A 443-nucleotide genomic window follows, 5' to 3' on the forward strand; every position below is an offset into this window, starting at 1 on the left:
CTGGCATACTAGTGCCAGCAGCCGCGGTAATACGTAGGGTCCAAGCGTTAATCGGAATTACTGGGCGTAAAGCGTGCGCAGGCGGTTGTGCAAGACCGATGTGAAATCCCCGGGCTTAACCTGGGAATTGCATTGGTGACTGCACGGCTAGAGTGTGTCAGAGGGGGGTAGAATTCCACGTGTAGCAGTGAAATGCGTAGAGATGTGGAGGAATACCGATGGCGAAGGCAGCCCCCTGGGATAACACTGACGCTCATGCACGAAAGCGTGGGGAGCAAACAGGATTAGATACCCTGGTAGTCCACGCCCTAAACGATGTCAACTAGTTGTTGGGGATTCATTTCCTTAGTAACGTAGCTAACGCGTGAAGTTGACCGCCTGGGGAGTACGGTCGCAAGATTAAAACTCAAAGGAATTGACGGGATGGATAGACGTGTCGCTAT

At 52.4% G+C, this 443-nt stretch carries 1 rRNA gene; it reads left to right on the forward strand.

What is annotated here, in order from left to right:
* A 16S ribosomal RNA gene (locus M6G53_RS25160) occupies window positions 1–443 on the forward strand; the annotation flags it as partial.

This window comes from Serratia nevei (assembly GCF_024160145.1).
In the GTDB taxonomy this organism is placed as follows: Bacteria; Pseudomonadota; Gammaproteobacteria; order Enterobacterales; family Enterobacteriaceae; genus Serratia; species Serratia nevei_A.